Origin of the sequence: Paractinoplanes tereljensis, assembly GCF_016862435.1 — a bacterium.
Taxonomy (GTDB): Bacteria; Actinomycetota; Actinomycetes; order Mycobacteriales; family Micromonosporaceae; genus Actinoplanes; species Actinoplanes tereljensis.
This window is the reverse complement of sequence record NZ_BOMY01000053.1, coordinates 146,572-168,541: the sequence shown is the minus strand read 5'-3', so window position 1 is coordinate 168,541 and position 21,970 is coordinate 146,572. Positions and strand designations below refer to the sequence as shown.

The following is a 21,970-nucleotide window of genomic DNA, read 5'->3' as shown; positions in this document are numbered from 1 at the left end:
TCAGGCGCGGGCCGTGCGATCCGAGCGGCGTCCCACCGAGAAGATGTCCAGCAGGAGCGCGGCCAGGGCGACCAGGGCGAGCAGGACCAGGCCCAGCGCGTAGTCGTTGAACTGGCCGTAGATGACACCCATGACCAGCGGCGGCACGAACCCGCCGAGGCCGCCGGCCGCGCCCACCACGCCGGTGACCGAGCCGACCTGGTTGGCCGGTGCCTTCTGCGCGACCAGGGCGAACGTGGCGCCGCTGCCGCAGCCGAGGGCGGCCGCCATGGCCAGGAACGCGAGGGTGCCGAGCGGGGCCAGCGGCGGCGTGAACGACTGGACGACCGCCCCGGCGACCACCACGGCGAGGGCGTAGCCGAGGACCCGGGTCGCCGGCACCCGGTCGGAGAGCCAGCCGCCCACCGGCCGCATGATCACGGCGAGGACCACGAAACCGGCCATCCGGTTGGCGGCGTCGGACTGGGTCAGGCCGTAGGCGGTCTTCAGGTAGGACGGCAGGTAGACCGAGAACGCGACGTAGCCGCCGAAGGCCACCGCGTACAGCGCCGACGCCTGCCAGGTGATCTTCAACCGCAGGGTCGACGCGAGCCGCTCCGACAGCGAGGCGGTGGGCACCGGCCGGCCGGGGGCGTCCCGCAGCACCAGGTAGGACACCACGGCGTAGACGGCGAGGACGATCGCGGTCAGCACGAACGGGGTGGCGGTGGTGCCCGCGTCGACCAGCTTCACCGTGGTGAGCGCGCTGATCGCGGTGCCGCCCATGCCGGCGCCGAAGATGCCGACCGCGGTGCCGCGCTTCTCCGGCGGGAACCAGGCGTTGACGAACGGGACGCCGACCGCGAACGCGGTGCCGCCGATGCCGAGGAAGAAGCCGCCGATCAGCAGCGCGGCCAGCGAGCCGTGCCCGACCAGACCGAGGAACAGCACCGGGACGATGGTCGCGACCGACACCAGCGGGAACATCACACGGCCGCCGAACTTGTCGGTCAGCGCGCCGACCGGAATGCGGCCCACGGAGCCGACCACGACCGGCACGGCCACCAGCAGGGCCTGCTGGAACGAACTCAGATGCAGGGCCGCCGTGAACTTCACGGCGAGCGGGCTGAGCAGCGCCCAGGCCCAGAAGTTAACGGCGAACCCGACCGTTGCCAAGGTCAACATCAGGCCGCGCTGCTGTGTTGTGCTCATCGCGCACATCCCCATGTGGTCGTGGCTCGGCGGTGGATCGAGCCCTCGAAGAGAGTCCCCCGCCCGGATCGGCGGCAGTAGGGACTTTGTACCCCTGAAAAGGGGTCCACTGAGCCAGTACTTGCCTAATGGGAAAGTGAACTGGTACTTTCCTAGCGGGAAAGTACAGTCCTGAGGGGGAAGTAATGACCATTCCACCCATCGACGCCGAACTGGCCCTGGCCGAGATCCGCATCCGCCGCGAGCAGGTGGTCGGCGCCAACCTCGTACCCGCATGGTTCTGGGTCGCCATCGGCGGCCTGATGGTGATGTTCGTGGCCGCCGTCGAAAGCGCCCGCCCGGTGTTCGTCGCCGTCGGCAGCGTCGTCTACGCGCTCGGCCTGGCCGGCCTGATCCTGGCCGTGGTGCGCCGGGGCCGGGTGCAGGTCCGGCCGTCGCTGATCGGCGCTCGCGGTGCCCTGGCCATCGCCGGGTTCACCCTGGTGCTGGTGGCCGCCGGGGTCGGGCTCGGCCTGCTGCTGGAGGCGGCCGGGGCGGGCTGGCCGGCCACCATCGGCTGCGTGCCGGTCGCGATCGGGCTGGCCGCCGGCGGTCCGCTGCTGATGTCCTACCTGCGCCGCGTCATGCTCTCCCGGCCGCTGGCGGGCTCCCGGTGACCGCCCAGTTCGACGACCTGATCCACGCGCCGACGCGGCTGTCGCTGGTCAGCCTGCTGGCCGCCACCGACTGGGCCGATTTCAAATATCTGCGCGACACCGTCGGCCTGTCCGACTCGGCCCTGTCCAAGCAGCTGACCACCCTCGAGGAGGCCGGTTATGTCGGCATCCGCAAGGCGTTCGTCGGCAAGCGGCCGCGCACCTCGGTGCGGCTCACCCCGGCCGGTCAGGCCGCGTTCGCCGCGCATGTCGCCGCACTGCAGGAGATCGTCGCCCGGTCCGGCCTAACGGTGGTGCCCGACCAGCCCGCGACGGGCCTGCTTTGACCGGTACATGGCGTCGTCGGCCTCCCGGAGCATGCGTTCGGTGTCGGCCGGCGTACCCGTCGAGGCCCCCACGCTCGCACCCACGGTGACCACCGCCCCGGTCACCGGGATCGGTTCCGCCACGATCCGGCCGATCGTCTCGGCGAGCGTCGCGGCCTGCGCGGGGGAGGCGTCCGGCAGCACCACGGCGAACTCGTCGCCGCCCAGCCGGGCCACGGTCCCGGAGTCGCCGACCAGGTCGGTGAGCCGGTCGGCCACGGTGATCAGCACCTGGTCCCCGGCGTGGTGGCCGTGCACGTCGTTGACCTGTTTGAACCCGTCCAGGTCGATGACCAGGAAGCTGATCGGCCGGCCGGTGTCGGCGGTCAGCACCCGCTGCTGGAGCAGGAAGCGGTTGGCCAGCCCGGTGAGCACGTCGTGGGTGGCCTGGTGGCGCAGCTCGTCCTGCAGGCGGCGGGCGTCGGTGACGTCCCGGCCGTTCCAGACCAGGCCGCGGATGTTCGGGTTGGCCAGCAGGTCGGTGCCGATCAGGTGGGTCCAGTGGTAACTGCCGTCGGTGTGCAGCATCCGCATCTCGGCACTGGCGGTGCCGGCCGTTGACGTCATCTCGGCCAGCAGCTGGGCGGCGACCGCCATGTCCTCCGGGTGCAGGCGCCCGCCCAGGTCCAGCCCGGTCTCGTCGCCCTCCTTCAGCCCGAGCAGCCGCACCGCGGACGGGCTTGCGTACAGCACCCGCTGGCTGCCGTCGGTGACGATGGTGGTGTCGGAGGCGTGCTGAGCGAGGGCGTTCTGCCACTCGTCCCGTCGGCTGATCTCGGCGAGCAGGCGCTCGTTGTCCTGGAACGCGGCCTGCTGCCGGGCCAGCACCAGACCGGTGCTGAGCAGCACGCCGACCGCGACGCCCCAGATCTTCAGGTCGGCGTGCACCGCCGGCAGAGCCAGCACCAGCAGAAGCTGGGTGCCGGCCACCGCCGCGTACGGCACCCGGCTGAAGCGTTTCTCCCGGGCCGCGACCGGCACGTCGATGTTGCGCCGGTTGAAGATCTCCTGCAGGCGCAGGCTGATCGGAATGAGCAGGCACGGCAGCAGCTGCGCCAGGTACATGATCCGATCGTCGGACCGCTCCATCACCAGGGCGGCCAGCGGTGCCGCGATCGCGGTGCCGGTCACCCCGAGCGCCCCGATCACCCCCGGCAGCTGCTGAAATGGGGCGTTGGCGCTGAACAGCAGCTTGATCAGGGCAAACGTGACAAGCATCATCACCGCGGTGGTAGCGGCCGCCGACAGCCGGTCGGCGGTGCGCCCGTCCCGGAACTGCCCCGCGAGCAGGAAATACCAGAGGAACACGGCAACCGCGGTGAGCACGGTGGCCGCGTCCAGCCACAGCCGAAGCCGCTGCCGCCCCACCCCGCCAACCCCGCCGATCGGATGACACAGCATCGTGATCACCACGATGACCATGCCGAGAATCACGAAGCAGGTCTGCACCACGCTGATGTCACTGGGCGACCGCCCACCGGCGACCAGCACGGTCTGAAAGGTGTCGGCGACAGCACTGCTGCCCATCCCGGCGACCACCGCCGCCCAGAACCGCCGGGCATACCGATTGACCCCCGGAAGCCGATAGAGCCGCCAGGCGAGATAAACGGTGAACAGGTCGATACCGGTCTGAATGACCCACAAGGCGGTGCCGACGCCCGGCGCCAGCAGAAACCACGGCACCAGAAGCAGGCCGAGGCCGACCAGCGCGACGAGGACAGGATCGAGCTGCGAACGCACGCCCCGATCCACCCGCATCCAACAAGTACAGGCGGCCCCGGTTGCGAGCCGGGTGCAATCCCGGCGCGGCCCGGTGGTTCCCTTGCGCTTCTTTTTTCCGTACGCGGCGCGACCAGTCCCGGCCACTCGGTATCGCTGGGCGGGACTCACCCTCCGCGCGCCCCCGCCGGGCGGGCCTGCCCGGCACGCCCGCTCCCGGCGGGGTCACCCTCCGTGCCGCGCCTTACGGCACCGGGCGGATGCTGCCGCCCTCCCCGGGGTGAGGAGGGCGGCAGCCGGCGGGAGCTCAGGCGAGGGCGGGCTCGGGGATGGCCTCAGGCTCGGGGGCCGGCGAGGTGGAGCGACGGCGGGACGGGCGCAGGGCGCTGGCGGCGCAGAGCAGCAGGCCGAAGGTCAGCCAGCTCAGCAGGACGATCAGCGGGCGGGTCGCGCCGGCGCCGTCGAAGAACGCGGCCGAGCGGAGCAGGTTGAAGGCCGCGCCCGGGGGCAACAGCTGGCCCAGCTCGCCGGACCAGCCGGGCAGCATCTCGGGGGCGCTCGCGGCGCCGCTCAGCGGGTTGCCGAGCAGGAAGATCACGGCGGCGCCCAGGCCGAAGCCGGCGAAGCCCAGCAGGGACTCCAGGCCCAGCAGGGTCAATGAGGTCGCGGCCAGGGACAGGGCCATCACGCCGGCGTTCAGGGCGTAGGTGCCGTCGATCGAGCCCAGCCCGAACTGCAGGATCGCGGCCATCGCCGAACCGCCGATCACGGCGTAGACCGCGGCGCCGGTCACCCGCCGCAGGGTGCCGCGGATGCGCAGGGTCAGCACCACTGCGGCGATCATGCCGCCGATCACCAGCGGTAGCGCTCCGGCGGCCAGGCCGGCGCCGCGCGGGTCGTCGGCGGGGAGTGGGGCCAGGTCGCGGACCAGCACGGCGGCCTCGGTGCCGGACGACGCCTGGGACAGCGCGGTGGCGATGCCCTGCAGGGTCTGGGCGACCACGGGGCTTGCCGCGGAGGCGGTCAGGACCTGGGGTTTGCCGGTGGAGAGGTCGATCGCGCCGTACACCTCGCGGTTGTTGATCGCTGCTTCGGCGGCGGCCGTGTCGGCGACCGGGGTGATGTCGAAGCCGCCGGGGAGGCGCTGTTCGAGGGCGGCGGTGACCTGGGCGGTGGCGGCGGCGGGGCCGGCCACGGCGATCGGGATGTCGTGCACCGCGGAACGCGCGGCGGGCCAGGCGAAGGCCGTGACCAGGAGGCTGATGACGATGGACAGGAGGGCGACGACACCCGCGACGTGGGTCCACGGCGAGGTTGACGCCTTGGCGGCGGTGGCCGATGACATGGCGACTCCTAAAAGAGAATGAGCGTTCGTTTTGAACGATAGGGCGAGGGGTGCGGCCTGTCAAGAACGAACGTTCGCTTTAGAAATAGTGAACTAGCCTCCTAGGACGCCAAGTGAGATGCGACGGCCGTAACCAGCCGCGCGGCGGGGCGATCAGCGGTGGGCGAGGGCGTGGTGCAGGAAAGCCCGGATCGTCTTCAGCGTGGGGCGGGTTCCGGGGCGAGAGGCGCCGGGCGTGTGCCGGACGATCGCTACGGGCTGGGACGGGGAGACGATGCGCTTGTCGTGGCCGGCTCCCGGCACCAAGTAATACGTCGCCGGGGCGCCCGCGGCGCTCAGGGCCGCGAACAAACGGTCGCTCTGGTCGATCGGGACCAGGCCGTCGTGCTCACCCTGGGCGATCAAAAAGGGCGGGGAGTGCTTTGACGCGTACGGGATGGGGCTTGCGAATTTGACCAGGTCCGGTCGGGTTTTGATGGGACTTCCGAGCAGTGCCGACTCCGGCGAGCGTGGGTCGGCGTGGCACTCGGTCAGGCCGAACGAGCGGTTGAAGCCGTCACACGCCCCGGGCAGCATGTGCGCGTCCATCTGCAGGAAGTCGGTGGGGCCGTAGAGGTCGACCACCGCCTGCACGTCGCTGGGCGGGCCGGTCACCCCGACGTTGCCCTCCAGCGCGGGGTCGTGGCCGGTCACCCCGGCCATCGCGGCGGTCCAGCCGCCGGAGGAGTCGCCCATCACGGCGATCCGGCGGGGGTCCATGCCGTAGGTCGCGGCGTTCGCCCGCAGCCAGCGGATCGCCGCCTTCACGTCGTAGAGCTGGGCCGGGAACTTCGCCTGGGAGCTCGATCGGGTGGAGACGCCGGCGACCACGTAGTCGGCTCGGGTGAAGAAGGGGGCGAGCTGGGCCGCGTACGCCTTGCCGTCGTCGCCGTGCCAGCCGCTGCCGCCCATCGCGATGAGGACCGGCCTTCGTTTCGGGCCGGGCTGGCGCGGGATGTAGAGGTCGAGCAGGTGGCCGTGGCTGCCGGCGGGGGACGCCGGCGCGTAGGCGATGTTGGCGTGCAGGTCGTAGCCCGGACCCTCGACCGCGTCGGCGGTGGGTTCGGCGGCGAACATCACGGTGGCCACGGTGAGTACCAACCCGAGAATGCGCCGCCGTTTCACGTCCTGATAGTCGCCTACGGATGCGAATCCGATGAATGCCGCAAACAGGGGATACCGCCACGGACGGGTGGCGGCATCCCCTCATCCGATCGGCTATCCGAGGGCGAAGCTCGGGTGCGGCGGCTGGTTGTAGGCGGTGTTCTGCCAGGCCACCGCCTCCCGGTACATCCGGTCCTGCATCAGCGACACGTGCGAGATGCTCGTCGCATCGGTCGTCGAGTAGATCCGCAGGGCGGTGTTGTTGGTGGTCGGCCAGATGACCTCCTCGCGCCAGTCGCCGAGGATGTCGGCCTGCAGCGACGGGGTCGCCTTGGTGCTGTTGTTCGAGTGCACGTCGCTGGCCGTGAGCAGCCGGGTGTCGGCGCTGGTGCCGTACTTGTCGATGTGGGTGGCGTCGAGCAGCTCGCGCTGGGCGTCACCGTCCCACCAGATCACGAAGTTGGTGCTGGACGGCTTGCGGCCGATGTTCGCGCCGGTCGAGCTGAACAGGCCGGACACGCCGGACGACCAGGACTCGGCGCCGGGGCTGCCGGCGTAGATGTCGTCCGAGACGCCGCGGCCGTTGTCGCAGCCGCAGGACGCGTTGGACCAGATGATCGCGCCGGTGCGGGCGTCGGCCATCCAGGCGGCCAGCTTGGTGGTGCCCTCGTCGACCTTGAAGATCTCCAGGCCGGCGCGGCTCGGGATCAGGTTGCCGACGTGGTACGCGTCGCCGTGACCCTGACCGTTCACCCACAGGCCGGCGCCGTTGTCGTCGATGGCCATCGCCCCGTACAGGATCTCGTCCTTGCCGTCGGAATCGACGTCGGCGATGGAGAGCTGGTGGTTGCCCTGGCCGGTCCAGGCCGACCCGTTGGTGGACGAGTTGCTGTCGAAGGTCCACTTGCGGGTGAGGGCGCCGTTGCGGAAGTCCCAGGCCACGATCGTGCTTCTCGTGTAATAACCGCGCGCGGTTATCAGCGACGGATAGGACCCGTTGATGTACGCCGTGCCGGCCAGGAAGCGGTCGACCCGGTTGCCGTAGGAGTCGCCCCACGCGCTGACCGTGCCGCGCGCGACCACGTAGTCGACGGTGGCCGCCGCCTTGCCGGTCTGGCCGTTGAACACGGTCAGGTACTCGGGGCCGGACAGGACGTAGCCCGACGAGTTGCGGTAGTCGGCGGTCGAGCTGCCGATGACCACGCCGGTGCCGTCCTTGGTGCCGTCGGCGGTCTTCGTGGCGACCTCGGCCTTGCCGTCGCCGTCGTAGTCGAACACCTGGAACTGGGTGTAGTGCGCGCCGGCCCGGATGTTGCGGCCGAGGTCGATGCGCCACAGCCGGGTGCCGTTGAGCTTGTACGCGTCGATGAACACGTTGCCGGTGTAGCCGGACTGCGAGTTGTCCTTGGCGTTGGACGGATCCCACTTGAGGACGATCTCGTAGGAGCCGTCGCCGTCGAGGTCGCCCACGGAGGCGTCGTTGGCGGAGTACGTGTAGGCGACGCCGTCCGGGGTGGTGCCACCGGCCGGAATCTGGATCGGCACGTCCTGGTAGGCGGCCGCGAGCGCCACGGTCGGGGCCGCCGCTGCGAGAGTGGAGGCGCCGGTCGGCCGAACCGTGTAGGCCGCGCCTTTCTTTGCCCCGGCGTCGGTGAAGTTCGTTTCACCGGTCGTGGTGATCTTGGTGTTGTCGCGGTAGACGTCGAACGTCACGCCGGCCGGGTCGGACTTCAGCAACCGCCAGGACAGGAAGTTGCCGGCGCCGGCCCGGAGGCTGATCAGGCCGCGGTCGAGGTTCTCGGTGGTGCTTGTCGCGTCGGCGGCGGTGGGCGCCGCGGCCGGCTCGGTGGCCGCCCTCGCCACGGCGGCGGTGGAGCCGACCAGGACGAGGGCGGCGACGGCGGTCAGAGTTTTGGCACGTTTCATTAGGGTGTCTCTCCTACTCGGTGGAGGGTAGGCAAGCGCTTTCCTCGGGAAGCTAGTCCTGAAATCGAGGCTTGTCTATGTCTTCGCGCCTTTTGGTGGGCGTGGGGCGTCCCGATCTGATAGGCCTAACGGGATGAAGGCTTTGGTGGTTCGCGGGGGATGGGAAGGGCACCGGCCGGTCGAGGCGACCGACCTGTTCGTGCCGTTCCTCGGCAAGAGCGGCTTCGAGGTGCGCGTCGAGGAGTCGACCTCGGTCTACGCCGACGCCGCGGTCATGTCGGAGACCGACCTGATCGTGCAGTGCGTGACCATGTCGAAGATCGAGCGCGACGAGGTCGCCGGGCTGCGGGCGGCGGTCGCGGCCGGCACCGGTTTCGCCGGCTGGCACGGCGGCATCGCCGACTCGTTCCGCGACTCCGCCGACTATCTGCAGCTGGTCGGCGGCCAGTTCGCGACGCACCCCAGCAAGGAGCCGGGGGAGTGCGGCGGGGATGAAACGGACAATTTTCTGTCCCACGCGGTTACCATGACCTCGCTGGGCCGCGAACACCCGATCACGACCGGCATCGACGACTTCGAGCTGACCACCGAGCAGTACTGGGTGCTGCACGACGACCTGATCGACGTGCTCGCCACCACCACCCACCCGGTGCGACCGTGGCATCCGTGGCATCGACCGATCGTCTCCCCGGCCGTCTGGACCAGGCAGTGGGGCGACGGCCGGATCGTGGTGACCACCCCCGGGCACAGCCTCGACGTCCTCGAGAACCTGAACGTGCGGACCATCGTCGAGAGGGGCATGCTGTGGGCCGCCCGCACCGCATCGGCGTCGTAGGAGCCGGTTACATCTCCGGGGCGTACCTCTCGACGCTGACCGACCATCCGGCCGTGACCATCGCGGCGGTCGCCGACATCGACGCCGCGCGGGCGGCGTCGGTCGCCGCCGGCATTGCCGGCTGTCGCGCCCTGCCGGTCGACGAACTGCTGCAGGACCCCCAGGTCGACACCATTCTCAACCTGACGGTGCCCGCGGCCCATGCTCCGGTCGCGCTGGCCGCCATCGCCAATCACAAGCGGGTGTACGGCGAGAAGCCGCTCGCCGCCGACCTGCCCGCCGCGCGTGCCCTGCTCGCGCAAGCTTCCGCCTTCGAGGTGACCGTCGGCTGCGCGCCCGACACCGTGCTCGGCACCGGCCTGCAGACCGCCCGTGCGGCCGTCGACGCGGGCCTGATCGGGCGCCCGATCTCCGCGGTGGCGGTGATGGCCACCCCCGGTCACGAGCGCTGGCACCCGAACCCCGACTTCTACTACCTGCCCGGCGGCGGCCCACTGCTGGACATGGGGCCCTATTACCTGTCCGCCCTGGTCCACCTGCTCGGCCCGATCACCGCGGTGACCGGCGCCGCCTCCCGTCTGCGCGACACCCGGGTGATCGGTTCCGGCCCGCGCGCGGGCAGCACGGTCCCGGTCGAGGTCGACACCCACGTCACCGGCGTGCTGCACCACGCGAACGGCGCGCTGTCCACCATCACCACCAGCTTCGACGCGGTCCGCACCACGGCCGCCCCGATCGAGGTGCACGGCGAGACCGGCACCCTCGCGGTCCCCGACCCCAACCGCTTCGACGGCGACGTCCGCCTGTTCGAGCTGGGCGCCGACGACTGGCGCACCCTCGACCCGATGGCCGGTTACGTGGACGCGGCCCGAGGCATCGGCGTGCTCGACATGGTCCTGTCCCCTGAGCCCCGCGCCTCCGGCGAGCTGGCGTTGCACGTCCTGGAGGCGATGACGTCCCTGCTGCGCTCCGCCGCCGAGGGCCGCCGCATCGAGCTGACCACGACCGCGGAGCGCCCGGCGCCGGTACACCTGACGCCCGCCGCCCAGTGGCGGGAGACCGCGTAGCTCACCTCGATCGGGCCCGGCGCTCGTGGCCGGGTTGTTTTGTTGTTTTGTGGGCCCGGCCGGGTGCTCCTCGGATGAGGTGGGCCGCTTAGCTCACTGCGGCTGCGGCTGCGGCTGCGGCTTGGGCTTGGGCTGGGGCCGCGGCTGGGCCCGGGGCTGCGGCTGGGTTGGGGCTGCGGCTGGGTTGGGGCTGCGGCTGGGTTGGGGCTGCGGCTGGGTTGGGGCTGCGGGCTGCCGCGCCGGCGCTGCTGCCGCTTCCGCTGAGGGCAGCTGCGGGCTCACCTCTGCTGCGGGCTGGTGCTTCCGGTCAGCAGTTCCGCGGTGGCCGCCCACAGGCGGCGTTCGCGGTCGCGGTCGTGGGCTACCGGCTGGACCTCGACCACCTTGTCGCGCACCACGAACGCGCCGTCGCGCAGGTGCGCCCACCGGTCGTCGAGGGCGACCGAGGCCAGGACCGGCCCGGACCGCTCCGGCGTGGCCACCCCGGGCAGCCGGCCCAGGCCGCGGCCCATCGCCTGGGCGAACGCCGGGGCGCCCCGGCTGAGCGCGGTGCCCGGCATCCAGCCCGGCTCGTACACCGACACGTTGAGCCCGGCGCCGACCTGACGCTGCAGCTCGTGGGCGTAGTACAGGATCGCCAGCTTCGCGGTGGAGTAGGCGATCCCGCTGGACTTGAAGCCCGGGTTCTCCGCGCCGGTCGCCGGCCGGGCGATCTCCACCGGGTCGCGCCACTGTGCCTCGGGCACGCTCAGCAGCCGCCGCCAGAAGTTGGCGCTGTAGGTGTTGGAGCCGAGCAGCACGATCCGGCCGGGCGAGGTGAACGCCCCGAGCAGATCCCCGATGAGCTGGGCGTGCGCCATATAGTTGACCGCGAAGGTCATCTCGTAGCCGTCGGCCGACGCGGTGCGGGTGTCGGTCGACATCGCCCCGGCGTTGGCGACCAGGGCCCCGAGCGGCCGCACCGCCCCGCTGTCGAGCAGTTCCCGCACGGCGACCGCGGCGGCCCGCACGTCGGCGAGCCGGGCCAGGTCGGCGCCGACCTCGTGCACCGTCGCGCCGCGTGCACGCGCTTCGGCGGCGACCTCGGTCAGCGCTTTCCCGGCCCGGCCGACCAGCAGCAGGTCGGGGCGTTCGGCCGGCGGCCGGCCCGCCATCGCGAGGGTGGCGGCGCGGCCCAGGCCCCGGGTCGGCCCGGTGATCAGAACGGTGTTTGTCATGCTCCGATCGTGCGCGGCGGACGGCCGCTCAGGCAGTCGACCGGTTTTCGTAGGACTGCCAGGGCCAGGCTAAGCGCGGCCAGGCTAGGCGCGGCCAGGCTAGGCGCGGCCAGGCTAGGCGCGGCCAGGCTAGGCGCGGCCAGGCTAGGCGCGGCCAGGCTGCGCGCGGCCAGGCTGCGCGCGGCCAGGCTGCGCGCGGCCAGGTTAAGCGCGGTCGATCGCGAAGCTGAAGCAGCCGTACAGGACGGCGCGGCTGTGCACGGTGGCCACCTCCGGGCGCTCCAGCAACTGCCGGATGCCGGCCTCCGCACCGGGCCCCTCGACCATGATCGCGTCGGCGATCCGCCCGGCCTCGTCGTAGGCGCGCAGCACCTGCTTGCGCTCGCGGAACCCGGCCGGGTACTGGCCGGGTTCCCGGTAGCCGTCGCAGGGATCGGCGTGCACGAAGACCGGGCCGATCTCCCGGTAGGCGCCGGCCGTCCCGGCCGGCCGGTAGGCGACCAGGGCCAGGCGTTCCCCGGTCTCGGCGTTGCGCAGGCAGCACCGCAGCTGCGCGCCGCCCTCTTCGGCGATGAAAGGTTCGAACCGGTCCCCGGCGTCGTCGACGAGATCCCGGCGCACGGTCGCCAGCCAGGCGGCGGAGATGGGTGAGACAACAAAATTCATACCCTCGATGCTCGCGCCCGCGCCGCGCGAAGTCTGGCGGGAATCGGCCGCCGCGTTTCAGCGCCGCGTTTGGCGCCGGGTTCAGCGACGCGGCACCGGGTTCAGCGCCGCGTTTGGTGCCGGGTTCAGCGCCGCGTTTGGCGCCGCGTTCTAGCGCCGCGCGAGGCCGCCGGATGCCGTCACGCCGCCGTTGACCAGCAGGTCGGTGCCGGTGATGTAGGAGGCGTCCGGGCCGAGCAGGAAGGCCGCGGCGGCCGCGATGTCGGCCGGGGTGCCGATCCGCCCAGCCGCGGACATCGCCAGGGCGGTGCGCATGTGGTCGCCGCTCGGGCCGTCCAGCTCGGCCGACCGCCGCCGCGCTGGCCGCGCGGCTGCCCGGCGGCGAGGTGGTGGCCGAGACGCTGCTCGGCGCCATGATCTACCGGATCCTGACCCGGCAGCCGATCACCGCCCGGTACGTCGACGACCTGCTGGCGGCAGTGCTGCGCTGACCAGGTCGGCGACCTCGTCGGCGCAACCCCACGACAGCGTCATCCCGGCGCCGCCATGCCCGTACGCGTGAATGATCTTGCCGGAGACCTCGACCCGCGGCCCACCGTGACGGGAAGGCCGCAGGCCGATCCGCTCGCCGAGGATCTGCGCCCCGGCCAGCTCCGGCACCAGCGCGACGCAGCGTTCGACGATCGCCGCCGCCTGCGCCGGATCCGGCGCGAAATCGCCGCGCCCCACCTCGAACGTGCCACCCAGCACCACGTCCGCCGACCGCGGATGCACGTAGGCGCCGCCCGCCGAATCCCGCACCGCCTCGCTGATGCCCGGGTTCTCGACCAGCACGATGTGCCCGCGTGCCGGATGCACCGCCGGATCCCCGGCCAGCTCCCGGGCGGCCAGCCCGGTCGCGTTGACCACCACCTCCGCGTCCGCGTCGGCCAGGCTGGTCACCCGCCGCCGCTCGATCCGGCCTCCGGCCTCCTCGATCCGGCGGGCCAGCCAGGGCAGATAGATGCCCATCTCGGCGAGGGGCGCCAGGAAGTGCAATTCTTGCGCGTACGGGTGGGAGCCGTCCCGCAGCCGTACGCCGTCGGCCGCCCCCGCCCACCAGGGCAGTTCCGCGATCGGGTCGCGAAGCAGGTTGCGGGTCGGCCGCAGCAGCAGCCCCGGCACGCCGTCGTCGAGCTGCCGCCGGAACTCCCGGTAGGTAGCCACCGACCACCGCGCGACCTGCGGATTCCCATCGATGCGGGTCGGGTACCAGGCGGCCGCCGCCACCGCCGACACGGTGTCCAGCGGGTCGTCGGCCGACCACACGGTCACGGTGTGGCCGCGTTCCAGCAGCCGGATGGCCGCGGTCAGCCCGATCACCCCGCCGCCCACCACGATCACGTCCGTCATGCCCTCGATCCTGCCGGGGTGTTCATTGGCCGGCCAATTGGTCTTCCGTGCCCGGCGATAAGCCACGCTTATGATGCGGGGATGGAACGGTTGCGGCCCGCGTTCGCGACGACGGCCCGGTCGGAGGGGGCGCGGCTGGCGGGAATCGACCTGGACCGGCTGAGGTCGTTCCAGGTGCTGGTGGCCGAGCTGCACTTCACCCGGGCCGCCGCCCGGCTGCACCTGACCCAGCCCGCGCTGAGCCAGCAGATCCAGGCCCTGGAACGGCAGTTGGGCACGCCCCTGGTCGAGCGGCACCCTCGCGGTTGCACCCTCACCCCGGTCGGCGCGCGGGTGGCCGCCGAGACCGACCGCCTGCTGGCCGAGGTGGACGCCGCGGCCGCCCGGATCGCCGCCGCCGCGCAGGGCACGCTGCGCCTGGCCTACACCCGCTCGGCCCGAGGCGGCCGGGTGGACGCGTTGGTGGCCCGGTTCCGGGCGGCGTATCCCCAGGTGGAGGTCCTGCCGTCCACGGGCTGGACCACCCCCAACGTGGAGGCCCTGCGCGCCGGCGCGGTAGACGCCGCGTTCATCCGCCCACCGGTCGACGAGCCGACCCTGACCTGCCTGCACGTGGACAGCGAGGAGCTCTTGCTGGCCGTACCCGCCGCGCATCCGCTGGCCACCCGCCGCCGCATCCCCCGCCCGGCGATAGCCGGCCTGCCGGCCGTGATGTGGCCCCGAGAGAACGGCCCCGGCATGTTCGACCGAACCATCGCCCAGATCTGGCCGGCCGGCGGCTTCACCCTGTCCCGCCACGAGCCCGACGACGAACAGCTACTGCGCGCGGTGGCGGAGGGCACCCTGATAGCAGCGGTCCCAGCAGGCCGAGCCCGGTCGTTAAAGGTCCCCGGAGTCCGCCTGCGCCGCTTCACCGACCCCATCCCCACGGTAGACATAGCCCTGGCCTACCCCACCGCCACCACCAACCCAGCGGTGCATCGCCTGGCCGCCCTCCTCTGACTACCGGTGGGCGAAAACGAAGCCACCTTCTACGTCCGGGGCCGGGTGGTGGGCCATCTCGGCCTCCACGGTGAAGCCGGCCTCTTGCAGCCAGCTCGCCACCCGAGCGGGCGAGCGGCGGTGGACGTAGACGTTCATCTGGTGTCCGCCGTAGCCCTCGGTTTTGAGCTTGCTGCCCTCGCCGGCGTGGAAGCCGGCCAGGAGCACTCCGCCCGGCTGCAGGACCCGGAAGAACTCGGCGAGCACGGTCGGCACGTCCTCATCCGGCACGTGGATCAGCGAGAACCAGGCGAGCAGCCCGGTCAGGCTGCCATCGGCCAGGTCGAGAGCCGTCATCGACCCGACCTCGAACCGCAAGCCCGGATGATCGCGCCGCGCCACCTCGATCATCGCGGGCGAGAGGTCGACGCCGAACGCGTCCAGGCCGATGCCGTGCAGGTAACCGGTGAGCCGGCCTGGCCCGCAGCCCACGTCGGCGACCGGCCCGTTCCCCGCGCCGCGAACCCACTCGGCGAACAGCGCCAGGATCCCGCGCTGGAACGGCTCGCCCGCCAGCGAGTCCCGCAGCAGATCGGCGTAACTGACCGCCACGGTGTCGTACGAGGTCCGCGTGTCATCAAGCCAACCCGGAACGCGCATGCCGAGCAGAGTATCTCCCGGCGAATCGGTGACAACGCCATGCTGGCCCGGCGCCGCCCCTTCGTCCTAGGGGCGGAGCTCGGACGTGACGGAGACCCGCAGGTAGGCATCGACCCAGGCGTTTGCCGCCTCATCGCCGGGGTCGGGCCCGAGCCGGTCGGCCAGGACCTTCGTGGACTCGGCAGCGCGGCGCAGGCCGGCGCGGCCGAGGTGGTCGGCGGCGGCCCGCAACCGGCCGGGCATGGTCGGCGGGGTGTGCAGCAGGCCGCGGTGGGCCACCTCGGCCAGCAGGGTCAGCGCCTCGTCCAGCGCGTGGCCGAGCGGGTCGGCCGCCGCGTCCGCCGGCCGCGGCGGGCCCGTGCCGTGCCCGGCCGGGGCCAGATCGGGCACCAGTACGCCGTCGCCCACCGCGAAGCCGATCGGGTCGATGAGCACGCCCCCGCCACCCCGGCGGACGCTGCCCGCGACATACCGGGCCTCCCCGCTCAGCGCCTCGGCCACCGCGTCCAGCCGGCCAGGGGCGCAGGCCGCGTGGGTAGCGGTGATCGTCGCCGTGGTGCCCTGGGCGTCGGCGACGACGGCGTCGAGCCGCTGCGCCCCCGGCGCGTAGCTGAGTGACAGCACCTCGGCGATCGGCACCACGCGCACCAACTCGGCCTCCACCCGGGCGCGGATCGGCCGCGGTGGCAGGGCGTCCAGCTCGGCGGCGAGAACGGCCAGATCGCTCGCGATCAGCGTGCGCGGCAGGTGCTGCCACGACCCACGGGACGCCATCGCCTCGGTGCGGCTCAGCCGCCGGGCACCCAGCCGCACGGTGCGGCTGGCGCTGCGCGACGCCGACTCGGTGACCACGGCCCCGGACGCGAGCGCCCGGATGGTCACCCCGGCGACGCGGCGTTCGCCCAGACGAGGCCCGACATCCTCGGTCTCGTACGCCCGTCGCAGCACCAGCACGGTCGCACTGTCCGCATGCGCCAGGAACACCTCGACAACCCGCTCCTCACCAACCACCGAAACCCGAGCCCCAAGCCCGTCCAGCCGAGCCCGCCGTAGCGGAGTCTCCGACGCCTCATCAGTGCCCAGCACCCGCGAAACCAGACTGGCCCCGCCCCCGCGGCCGCTGCCGTCGTTGCCGCCTGGTTCGCGGCCGCTGCTGCCGGTCACCGCTCGGTGCCGGGCGAAGAGTTCGGCGACGTGGTCGGCCAAGGCGTCCGGGCGGTAGCGGGCGCTTCGGTCCCGATAGGCGTCGAGCTGGCCGATCAGGTCGTCCACGGCGAGCAGCGGCCAACGCATCCGCCCGGCCTCGAGTTCCCGCCGCACCGAGGCGACCTCGGCGCCGATGCCTGCTCCCAGGTGGACGGCACCCTCCCGGAGGACCAGCCCGGCGAGCGCGACGGCCCGGTCCAGACCTGGCCCGCCCGAAACCGTGGCCCGGCCGCCGACCTGCACCTGAACGTCGGGCCGGCCGGGTGCCTGCTCGTCGGCGGCCCGGAACGCCCACACCGCCAGCGCGATGACGTCGTCCCGGACGCCCGCGACCGCGTCGGTCCGGGCGAAGCCCAGGTCGCGCGGCACCAGGAACCGCACGGTGGCGGTAGGCAACTCGACGGTCGGCACCGGGTCGCCGGGCCGGCCGCGATGCACCCGGGCCACATAGCCGGCCCGCTCGACCCGCCGGGCCGCGGTGACCCCGCGTTCCCCGATCCGTGCGGCGAGCTGCACGTCGCTGAACTCCCCGGGCGACCACCCGGCCTCGGGCGATCTTGTCGAATTGGCATCCGGGCCGGGTGCGGATTCAAGGCCGGCGGAGGTCGCGCGCTGAGGATCGGCTGCGGCTTCGCCCGCGCCGCCCCCGACGGCGTGCGGGCCGGCTTCCGGCTCCGTCTCGTCTTCCGGTGATCCGGCCGCCTCCGCCTCGCCCGCCGGGTGCAGCGATCTGCTCGTTCCGGCCGCTTCGGACCGTTCGGCCTGTCCGGCCGCCGTGGCGGAGGCGGCATTGTGCTGCTGCTGGTAGGCGAGGACCAGCGCGATCACGTGCCGGCAGACGCCGGGGGCCGCGCAGCTGCACTTTCCGGCCTCCAGGCCGCCGGTGGGCAGGGACGTCGTGGTGCCGTCGGGGGCGGTGGCGTGGACCGTGCCGTCGGGGTCCTCGGACAGGGCCGGAGGCTCTCGATCGGCCTCGCGGGTGGCCCGCTTGACCAGGCCACGGTTGGTTAGTTCGGCCAGGGTCTCGGGGGTCAGGGCCAGCAGGTCGGGTCTCATCGGGTCACCTGCTCGGCTACGAACTCGGCCAACTGGCCGGGGGTCATCGCGCCTACCGCGGCGCCCACGTCGGCCAGGCGCTGGGCCATCTCGCGGTCGTAGGAGGGGTTGGCCTGTTCGTCCAGGGCGGCCAGGCCCAGCACCTTGGTGCCCTGCTCGACCAGGTCGCGGACCGCGCGGACCAGCGCCGACTCCGAACCGCCCTCGTAGAAGTCGCTGACCACCGCGACGATGGCGCGGCGTGGCTGCTCGATCAGGCCGGCGGCGTAGCGGACCGCCCGGCCGATGTCGGTGCCGCCGCCCAGCTGGACCTTCATCAGCAGTTCCACCGGGTCGTCCACGTCGCGGGTCAGGTCGACCACGGCCGTGTCGAAGGCGACCAGGTGGGTGCGCACTCCGGGCAGGCCCCACAGGCAGGCCGCGGTCACCGCGGAATGGATGACCGAGTCGACCATCGAGCCGGACTGGTCGACCAGCAGGATCAGCTGCCACTGCTCGACGTGTTTGCGGCTGCGGGAGAAGAAATGCGGTGTCTCGATGTAGAGCCGCTGCTCGTCGGGGCGGTAGTGGCCGAGGTTGCCGCGCAGGGTGCGTTTCACGTCGAAGTCGCGGGCCTGCTTCCAGCGGCTCGGCTTGCGGGCCCGGGTGCCGGTGAACGCGGCCCGCACCTCGGTGGCCATCCGTGCCATCAGGTCGCGCACCACGGCCTCGACGATGCGCCGGGCCAGGCGCAGCACCTCGGGGTTCATCAGGTGCTTGGTCTGCAGGACCGCGCGCAGCAGGGCCGGGTTGGGCTCGACGGTGCGCAGCACCTCGGGGTCGGTGACGATGTCGGTGATCTCGTACCGTTCGATGGCATCGCGCTGCAACCGCTCGACCGTCTCCTTCGGGAAGAGCTGGTTGATGTCGTCGAGCCAGTCGACCGTGGTCAGCGCGGACGGGCCGTCCCCGCCGGACCGCCCGCCGCCGCGCCGCACGTCGCGCCGGTCATGCTCGCCGTCGCGGCCGTACAGCCAGTCGAGGGCGGCGTCCCGCCGGGCCGCCTCGGGGCTGAGTTGCCCGGCCGCCGACGCCGGTTCGCCGAGCACGAGCCGCCAGCGCTCCAGGTCCGGATCCGTCACGCGATCAGCCCTTCCCGCCGCAGGGCGGCGTCCACCAGGTCGTCCAGCAGCATCCCGGCGGCCACCACGGCCGGGTCGAGCCCGCCGCGCAGCAGCTGCCGCCCGGTCCCGCCGAGCCCGCGCCGGGCCAGCACCCGCCCCGCGATGGTCTCCCGCTCCCGGGGCGGGAAGTACTCGAACGCCTGCCGCAGCGCCGGCAGCGCCACCAGGAAGTCCTCGGCGGACAGCCCCGACATCAGCTCGTCGAGCAGCCCCACCACCTCGGCGTGGTGCAGCACCTCTTCCCGCGCGAGCGCGAACAGCCCAGCCAGCCAGTCCCCGGCCGACCGAGGCACGAACGCCCCACGAACCGCCCGCACCGGATCAAGCGTGCCCTCGGACCGCCCCCGGTCGCCGGCATCGCCGGGCAGGCCGTTGTCCGACGGGGCCAAGGCCCAGCGGAAGCCGAAGGCGGCTCCGCGCAGGTCGGGTGGGACGTCGTCGTCGGCCGCGAGGCGGGCGGCGACCTCGAGGGCAGCCGGGCGGTCCAGGGCGAGCTGGTGTTCGGCGTGGTGCAGGGCGTCTCGGCAGGCGGCCAGGGCGGCTATGCGGCCGGGGTCGGCGGGGGCGTCGCCGCCGCGGATGCCCTCGGCCAGCCAGAGCACTCGCCGGACCGCGGCGGCTATCACCGTGCCCAGGGTGGTGCTGTGGGTGGTGTCGAAGAGGTGGCCGTGCCGCCACATGGTCAGGACCACGGCCAGCATGCGGCCCAGCGGGCCCAGGTCGGGCGCGGAACCCACGGACGCCTCGATGTCGGACAGCGTGCGCGCCGAGATGTCGGTGATGCCGGCCTGGGCGGCGTCGAACAGCACCGTGGCCAGGGCGTCCACGTCGCGGCCGGCCTGAGTGGCGCGGTCGGCCAGGACGGCCGCGGCGGCGTCGAGGAGCGTGGCACCGTAGGCGCCGGCCTCGATCACCGCGGTCAGCCGTTCCGCGGTGGGGCGCAGGGTCCAGCGTTCGCGTAGCACCGGTTCCAGGCCGGTGGCCGGGCCGGAGTCGCGCCGGAAACCGGGCACGCCCAGCAACCGCACCCGGTGCAGCACCCGGCTGCGCCGCCGGTCCGGCTGGCGGGTCAGGTCGAGGTCGAGATCGGCACTGCCGTCCAGATCGGCCCGGGCCAGCTCGGCGTCGAGGTCGTGCACGAGCGGGGGCGCGGGCGTCGCGGGATGCAGGCGCCCGACGCGCGTGCCGCTGAGCGCGGCGACCATCTCGACCACGACCGGATGGCTTCCGGCCCCGAGCATCCCCCGCGACGACCACGGCAGGGGTACGTCGAGAGCCTCGTTCACCAGCGCCGACGCCAGCCCGTCGAGTACGTCGGTGCGGCCCGGCCGGAGATGCCCGCGCACGGCGGCCAACCCGTCGGCGGTGGCGTGCGCGGCGATCAGGTCGGCCGTCGACACCGGCTGCTTGCGCTCGCGCAGCCGGGTGGCCACGGCTTCGACCAGATGCCGGGCCGCCCCGTCCACCCCGGATTCCCAGAGTTCCTGGTAGTAGCCGGGCGACGGCATGCCGGACTGGTAGCCGTCGAACGCGTCGAGCCGCCGGAACGAATAGGGAACGAGGAAGCTCCCGCCGATCGCCCCGTCCGGCATGGCCGGCACCGCCGGCCACACCACATCGCCGATAGCGGAGACGTTGTGGGCGGCGACCAGGGCGGGGCGGTGGAAGCCGCCGGTCACCACGACGACCGGGCGGTCGCCGGCCGCTGCTTCGGCGGCGGCCACCCAGGAGGCCATGTACGACTCGCGGGCCTGGTCGGTCTCGCCGGGGTCGGCGTCGCCGCGGACCAGGTCGAAGTAGGTGTTCAGGCGGATGGGCAGGTCATCCGTGGGGGCTATCTCGAACAGGTGGTCCCACAGGGCGTCCACGTTGTCTACGCCGAACGACCGGCACAGGCGGGTCATCACGTCGGCGTAGCGCAGTTCGGCGTCGGCATAACGGTTGGTGCGGCCGGCGAAGGCCGGATGCCAGGCCGGCAGGTCGATGAAGCGGGACTCGGCGCCGACCCTGGCCGCCTGGGTCAGGGCCGTCCACTCGGGGGAGTAGTCGCACAGCGGGGCCCACGACGCGTGCCGGCGGTCGTCGTCGCGGTAGCTGCTGAAGATGGCCACCGGCAGGTCGTGGCCCAGCCGCAGCTCGTCCAGCCGGGGGTTGAAGTCGGCCGGGCCCTCGATCAGGACGTAGGCGGGCCGCAGGGTGTCGATGGTGTCCGCCACCAGGCGGGCGCAGGCGGGGCTGTGGTGGCGGACCCCGATGAACGTGACCGGCATGGCTCAGCCGGGGAGCAGGTGCCGGGCCCGGTGCAGGGCCTGCCACTGGTCGCCGTCCCGCCAGGTGACCTGCTGGGCCAGGTAGCGGCGCAGCTTGGCGAGATCTTCGGGGCTGTCCTTGGCGGCGGTGCCGGCCAGGCAGGCCACCACGTCCTCGGCGGTGCCGGCCTCGCCGCGCAGGAACCAGCCGCGCAGGCCGACCGCGTGCGCCACCGACACCGCCTCGGCCGTGCTCATCACCGCCGACAACCGGTCCATCGAGTCGCCCCGCGCGGTTTCGCCGGTGCGCAGCTCGCGGAACGTGGTGACCAGCACCTCCAGGACGTCCCGGCGTGGCTCGGCGGTCACCCCGGAGCGGCGCAGCAGCTTGGCCGCCTCGTCGGTCACCAGGGCCAGCTCGGTGCGCAGGTCGGCGATCGGGAAGACCGTCTCGAAGTTGAACCGGCGCTTGAGGGCCGAGCTCATGTCGTTGACGCCCCGGTCGCGGGTGTTCGCGGTGGCGATGATGTTGAAGCCGTCCCGGGCGAACACCATCGCTTCGGCGCCGGTCAGCTCGGGGATGGTCAGGACCCGGTCGGACAGCGGGGACAGCAGGCAGTCCTGCACCTCCAGCGGGCAGCGGGTGATCTCCTCGAAGCGGACCGTGCGGCCCTCACCCATGCCGCGCAGCAGCGGGGCCGGGACCAGCGAACGCGTCGACGGGCCCTCGGCCACCAGCAGCGCGTAGTTCCACGAGTAGCGGATCTGGTCTTCCGTGGTGGCGGCGCCGCCCTGGATGGTCAGCGTGGAGTCGCCGCTGACCGCGGCCGCGAGCAGCTCCGACAGCAGGGACTTCGCGGTGCCGGGCTCGCCGACCAGCATCAGGCCGCGGCTGGTGGCCAGGGTGATCAGGGCGCGGTCGATCAGCGACGGGTCGCCGACGAACTTCTGGCTCACGCCGAGCGCCGGGTCGCCGACCACGAAACGGCGGGCGGCCTGGACGCTCAGGTGCCAGCCCGGTGGGCGGGCCGCGGTGTCGGCCGCGCGCAGCCGGGCCAGCTCGTCGGCGAACCGGACCTCGGCCGGCGGCCGCTGAACGGAGTCGGCAGGTTCGGTGACATCAACAATCATGG

19 protein-coding genes are annotated in these 21,970 nt (G+C 72.6%); 5 read left to right on the top strand and 14 right to left on the bottom strand.

Annotated features, from left to right (window positions below):
• On the bottom strand, positions 1 to 1,191 hold the full coding sequence (locus Ate02nite_RS41795; RefSeq protein ID WP_239148107.1) for an MFS transporter: 1,191 nt from the start codon (positions 1,189 to 1,191) through the stop codon (positions 1 to 3).
• A 185-nt stretch (positions 1,192 to 1,376) separates the two neighbouring features.
• Here Ate02nite_RS41795 and Ate02nite_RS41790 point away from each other — a divergent pair, with 185 nt between their 5' ends.
• Positions 1,377 to 1,847, top strand: coding sequence for a hypothetical protein (locus Ate02nite_RS41790; protein WP_239148106.1), 471 nt, complete (start codon positions 1,377 to 1,379; stop codon positions 1,845 to 1,847).
• Positions 1,844 to 2,173: a winged helix-turn-helix domain-containing protein gene (locus Ate02nite_RS41785; protein ID WP_203813486.1), complete on the top strand. Its 330-nt coding sequence runs from the start codon at positions 1,844 to 1,846 to the stop codon at positions 2,171 to 2,173. Before Ate02nite_RS41790 ends, Ate02nite_RS41785 begins: the two co-directional genes overlap by 4 nt.
• On the opposite strand, the gene Ate02nite_RS41780 is transcribed toward Ate02nite_RS41785, so the two are convergent.
• The 4 genes from Ate02nite_RS41780 to Ate02nite_RS41765 form a co-directional block, all read right to left on the bottom strand.
• The gene (locus tag Ate02nite_RS41780) at positions 2,132 to 3,952 is read right to left on the bottom strand and encodes a sensor domain-containing diguanylate cyclase (RefSeq protein WP_203813485.1); all 1,821 of its coding nucleotides are present in this window, start codon (positions 3,950 to 3,952) and stop codon (positions 2,132 to 2,134) included. The genes Ate02nite_RS41785 and Ate02nite_RS41780 overlap by 42 nt on opposite strands.
• A gap of 286 nt (positions 3,953 to 4,238) precedes the next feature.
• The gene (locus Ate02nite_RS41775) at positions 4,239 to 5,276 is read right to left on the bottom strand and encodes a hypothetical protein (protein WP_203813484.1); all 1,038 of its coding nucleotides are present in this window, start codon (positions 5,274 to 5,276) and stop codon (positions 4,239 to 4,241) included.
• 153 nt (positions 5,277 to 5,429) lie between these two features.
• On the bottom strand, positions 5,430 to 6,440 hold the full coding sequence (locus Ate02nite_RS41770) for an alpha/beta hydrolase (RefSeq protein WP_203813483.1): 1,011 nt from the start codon (positions 6,438 to 6,440) through the stop codon (positions 5,430 to 5,432).
• A gap of 93 nt (positions 6,441 to 6,533) precedes the next feature.
• Entirely contained in the window at positions 6,534 to 8,345 is a 1,812-nt protein-coding gene (locus Ate02nite_RS41765; protein WP_203813482.1) for a rhamnogalacturonan lyase, read from the bottom strand.
• Positions 8,346 to 8,490: 145 nt separating this feature from the next.
• Between Ate02nite_RS41765 and Ate02nite_RS41760 the strand changes: the two genes are divergently transcribed.
• The gene (locus tag Ate02nite_RS41760) at positions 8,491 to 9,180 is read left to right on the top strand and encodes a ThuA domain-containing protein (protein WP_438871324.1); all 690 of its coding nucleotides are present in this window, start codon (positions 8,491 to 8,493) and stop codon (positions 9,178 to 9,180) included.
• A complete protein-coding gene (locus tag Ate02nite_RS41755; RefSeq protein ID WP_203813480.1) occupies positions 9,150 to 10,247 on the top strand; it encodes a Gfo/Idh/MocA family protein in 1,098 nt (365 codons plus the stop codon). The genes Ate02nite_RS41760 and Ate02nite_RS41755 overlap by 31 nt, the downstream gene beginning before the upstream one ends.
• Before the next feature lie 278 nt (positions 10,248 to 10,525).
• Here Ate02nite_RS41755 and Ate02nite_RS41750 read toward each other — a convergent pair whose 3' ends face one another.
• The 4 genes from Ate02nite_RS41750 to Ate02nite_RS41735 form a co-directional block, all read right to left on the bottom strand.
• Positions 10,526 to 11,464: an SDR family NAD(P)-dependent oxidoreductase gene (locus Ate02nite_RS41750; RefSeq protein ID WP_203813479.1), complete on the bottom strand. Its 939-nt coding sequence runs from the start codon at positions 11,462 to 11,464 to the stop codon at positions 10,526 to 10,528.
• 204 nt (positions 11,465 to 11,668) lie between these two features.
• Positions 11,669 to 12,130, bottom strand: a complete 462-nt coding sequence (locus Ate02nite_RS41745; protein WP_203813478.1) for a DUF1203 domain-containing protein — start codon at positions 12,128 to 12,130, stop codon at positions 11,669 to 11,671.
• Between the two features lie 150 nt (positions 12,131 to 12,280).
• On the bottom strand, positions 12,281 to 12,445 hold the full coding sequence (locus tag Ate02nite_RS41740; protein ID WP_203813477.1) for an SDR family oxidoreductase: 165 nt from the start codon (positions 12,443 to 12,445) through the stop codon (positions 12,281 to 12,283).
• Between the two features lie 129 nt (positions 12,446 to 12,574).
• Positions 12,575 to 13,522 (bottom strand): FAD-dependent oxidoreductase, encoded by a 948-nt coding sequence (locus tag Ate02nite_RS41735; protein WP_203813476.1) that lies wholly within the window; start codon positions 13,520 to 13,522, stop codon positions 12,575 to 12,577.
• Between the two features lie 81 nt (positions 13,523 to 13,603).
• Here Ate02nite_RS41735 and Ate02nite_RS41730 point away from each other — a divergent pair, with 81 nt between their 5' ends.
• Positions 13,604 to 14,524 (top strand): LysR family transcriptional regulator, encoded by a 921-nt coding sequence (locus Ate02nite_RS41730; RefSeq protein WP_203813475.1) that lies wholly within the window; start codon positions 13,604 to 13,606, stop codon positions 14,522 to 14,524.
• Here Ate02nite_RS41730 and Ate02nite_RS41725 read toward each other — a convergent pair whose 3' ends face one another.
• The 5 genes from Ate02nite_RS41725 to Ate02nite_RS41705 all read right to left on the bottom strand — a co-directional run bounded on the left by Ate02nite_RS41725 (position 14,525) and on the right by Ate02nite_RS41705 (position 21,968).
• Positions 14,525 to 15,163 (bottom strand): class I SAM-dependent DNA methyltransferase, encoded by a 639-nt coding sequence (locus Ate02nite_RS41725; RefSeq protein WP_203813474.1) that lies wholly within the window; start codon positions 15,161 to 15,163, stop codon positions 14,525 to 14,527.
• A gap of 66 nt (positions 15,164 to 15,229) precedes the next feature.
• Positions 15,230 to 17,425, bottom strand: coding sequence for a YehQ family protein (locus tag Ate02nite_RS41720; RefSeq protein WP_203813473.1), 2,196 nt, complete (start codon positions 17,423 to 17,425; stop codon positions 15,230 to 15,232).
• Positions 17,422 to 18,546 carry a VWA domain-containing protein gene (locus Ate02nite_RS41715; protein ID WP_203813472.1) on the bottom strand — a complete coding sequence of 375 codons (1,125 nt, stop codon included), beginning with the start codon at positions 18,544 to 18,546 and terminating at the stop codon, positions 17,422 to 17,424. The genes Ate02nite_RS41720 and Ate02nite_RS41715 overlap by 4 nt, the downstream gene beginning before the upstream one ends.
• Entirely contained in the window at positions 18,543 to 20,858 is a 2,316-nt protein-coding gene (locus Ate02nite_RS41710) for a DUF5682 family protein (RefSeq protein ID WP_203813471.1), read from the bottom strand. The genes Ate02nite_RS41715 and Ate02nite_RS41710 overlap by 4 nt, the downstream gene beginning before the upstream one ends.
• Positions 20,859 to 20,861: 3 nt before the next feature.
• Positions 20,862 to 21,968, bottom strand: coding sequence for an ATP-binding protein (locus Ate02nite_RS41705; RefSeq protein ID WP_203813470.1), 1,107 nt, complete (start codon positions 21,966 to 21,968; stop codon positions 20,862 to 20,864).
• Between the last annotated feature and the right edge of the window lie 2 nt (positions 21,969 to 21,970).